General features: G+C 72.8%; 4 protein-coding genes. 2 read left to right on the top strand and 2 right to left on the bottom strand.

What is annotated here, in order from left to right:
* On the bottom strand, positions 1-259 hold a 259-nt coding region (locus DKL51_RS31405), incomplete at its 3' end, for a hypothetical protein (RefSeq protein WP_438819685.1).
* Positions 260-387: 128 nt separating this feature from the next.
* On the opposite strand from DKL51_RS31405, the gene ndhC reads away from it, so the two are divergent.
* Positions 388-765 (top strand): NADH-quinone oxidoreductase subunit A, encoded by a 378-nt coding sequence (gene ndhC, locus DKL51_RS31400; protein WP_109948268.1) that lies wholly within the window; start codon positions 388-390, stop codon positions 763-765.
* A 10-nt stretch (positions 766-775) separates the two neighbouring features.
* On the opposite strand, the gene folP is transcribed toward ndhC, so the two are convergent.
* Positions 776-1,645: a dihydropteroate synthase gene (gene folP / locus DKL51_RS31395; protein ID WP_109948269.1), complete on the bottom strand. Its 870-nt coding sequence runs from the start codon at positions 1,643-1,645 to the stop codon at positions 776-778.
* A 161-nt stretch (positions 1,646-1,806) separates the two neighbouring features.
* Here folP and DKL51_RS31390 point away from each other — a divergent pair.
* The coding region (locus tag DKL51_RS31390; RefSeq protein WP_148097900.1) for a DivIVA domain-containing protein at positions 1,807-2,202 on the top strand (396 nt) is incomplete at its 3' end.

Genomic DNA, 2,202 nt, shown 5'->3' with positions numbered 1-2,202 from the left:
CGGTGGGCGGCGGCGTGGTGGGCGTGGGTTCCGTCGCGGTCGGGTCCACGGTGGGCGTGGTGTCGGTCGGGTCGGCGGCGGGATCGGTCGCGGCATCGGCGGCCACGGTGGTGAGGTCGGTGGTCACCGGCGACGCGGTCGCCCATCCGGGGGCCACGGCCACCGCCGCCGCGAGGCCGGCGGCCAGCGAGGCCGCGAGCAGCACGGAGGTGCGTCGGCCGGCAGCCCGCCGAGAGGGACGTACGCGCAGGCGGGCCATCTGTCCTCCGTGACTCTGAGTGAGGTTCCATTATTCGGTAACAGTTGCCCCAGGGCACTAGTCCCATCAGGAAACAAATACGTAACGTGTCCGGTACGCGTTCGCGGTCGGCGGTAGGCTGACCGACCGTGACCGGTTACCTGGGCTCGTACGCCACGCTCGGTCTCCTCCTGCTCGCCGCCGTTCTCTTCTTCGTTACGGCGTTCTCAGCCAATCGGGTGTTACGTCCTGGCCGTCCGGCCGATCCCTGGGGAAAAAGGACGAGCTACGAGTGCGGTCTCGACCCGGTCGGTGGCGACTGGGCGCAGATGCAGATCCGCTACTACGTCTACGCGTATCTCTACGTGCTCTTCGCGGTCGAGGCGGTCTTCCTCTTCCCGTGGGCACTCGTCTTCGACCGGCCCGGGTTCGGCGTGACCACGGTGGTGGAGATGGCCGTCTTCGTCGCCGTGGTGGCGCTCGGCATCCTCTACGCCTGGCGGAAGAACATCCTGCGCTGGACCTGAGCCGACCGGCTCAGGCGAGGCCGCGGCGGGTCAGGGTCGGCGGGCGGTCGCCCCTGATCGAGGCGACCATGTCGAGCACCCGCCGCGTCTCGCGGACCTGATGGGCCCGGAACACCCGCGCGCCCAGCCAGGCCGACACCGCCGTGGCGGCGAGGGTGCCCTCCAGCCGCTCCGGCACCGGCAGGTCCAGCGTCTCGCCGATGAAGTCCTTGTTCGACAGGGCCACCAGCAGCGGCCAGCCGGTGTCGGTGAGCTCGGCCAGCCGGCGGGTGATCTCCAGCGAGTGCCGGGTGTTCTTGCCGAAGTCGTGCGCCGGGTCGATCAGGATGCCGTCGGGGCGTACGCCCAGGGCGACCGCACGTTCGGCGAGCCCGGTCACCGTGGTCACCACGTCGGCCACCACGTCGTCGAAGGCGGCCCGGTGCGGGCGGGTACGCGGAGCCAGCCCGCCGGCATGCGAGCAGACCAGCCCGGCACCCGTCTCCCCGGCCACCCGGGCCAGCGCGGGGTCGGCGCCGGACCAGGTGTCGTTCAGCAGGTCGGCACCGGCCGCCACCGCCTCCACCGCCACCTCGGCCCGCCAGGTGTCGATCGAGATGACCACGTCGGGGAAGGCGGCCCGGACCGCGGCGATGGTGTCCACGGTCCGGCGGATCTCCTCGGCCACGTCGACCTCGTCGCCCGGCCCCGCCTTCACCCCGCCGATGTCGATGATCTCCGCGCCCTCGGTGACCGCGCGCTCCACGGCGCGCAGCGCGCTGTCCGCGCCGAAGGTGGCGCCCCGGTCGAAGAACGAGTCCGGGGTGCGGTTGACGATCGCCATCACCACCAGTTCACCGGGGGAGAAGGTCCGCTTACCGAGCCGCAATGCCCCGGCCATGCCCGCCTCCTGACCTCCGCCCGCCGTCGGCCGTACCGCCGACCGTCCCCGACGCTAGCCGGTCCGCCGGCGGGCGGCCCGTCCGGTACGCCGGGTTGCGAATCATGATCGGAGCCGGTGGAGGGCTCGCCCGGGGCCGGTCCGCATGCCACGATCTCCCCATGGGTGAGGTTCTGCTCCTCTTGGTCGTCGCGCTGACCGTCGCGGCGGTGGTGTTCGGGGTGACGGTGCTGGTCTCCGGGCGTGATCCCGGCCTGGTGCCGGCCGAACCGGACGGGCGGGCCGTCCCCCTGCCGGGCACCCGCCCATTGGAGGAGTCGGACATCGCCGAGGTCCGCTTCGACACGGCGTTGCGCGGCTACCGGATGGCCCAGGTGGACCAGGCGATGCGCCGGGCGGCCTACGACATCGGCTACAAGTCCGAGCTGATCGGTGTGCTGGAGGCCGAGGTCGCGGCGCTGCGGGAGGGCCGCACGGCGGACGCCGAGGCGCTGCGCCGGGCCCGCGAGGAGGCGGCCGGCACCCGGTCGGAGACCGCCGCGGCGGCCCCCACCGGG

The organism is Micromonospora globispora, assembly GCF_003857015.1.
In the GTDB taxonomy this organism is placed as follows: domain Bacteria; phylum Actinomycetota; class Actinomycetes; order Mycobacteriales; family Micromonosporaceae; genus Micromonospora; species Micromonospora globispora.
Note: the sequence above shows the minus strand (reverse complement) of the source record. Positions and strands in the feature narration are given on the sequence as shown.

Coding starts and splice junctions, on each gene's coding strand:
- folP (WP_109948269.1), bottom strand. CDS start 1,645: ATGGCCGGGGCATTGCGGCTCGGTAAGCGGACCTTCTCCCCCGGTGAA.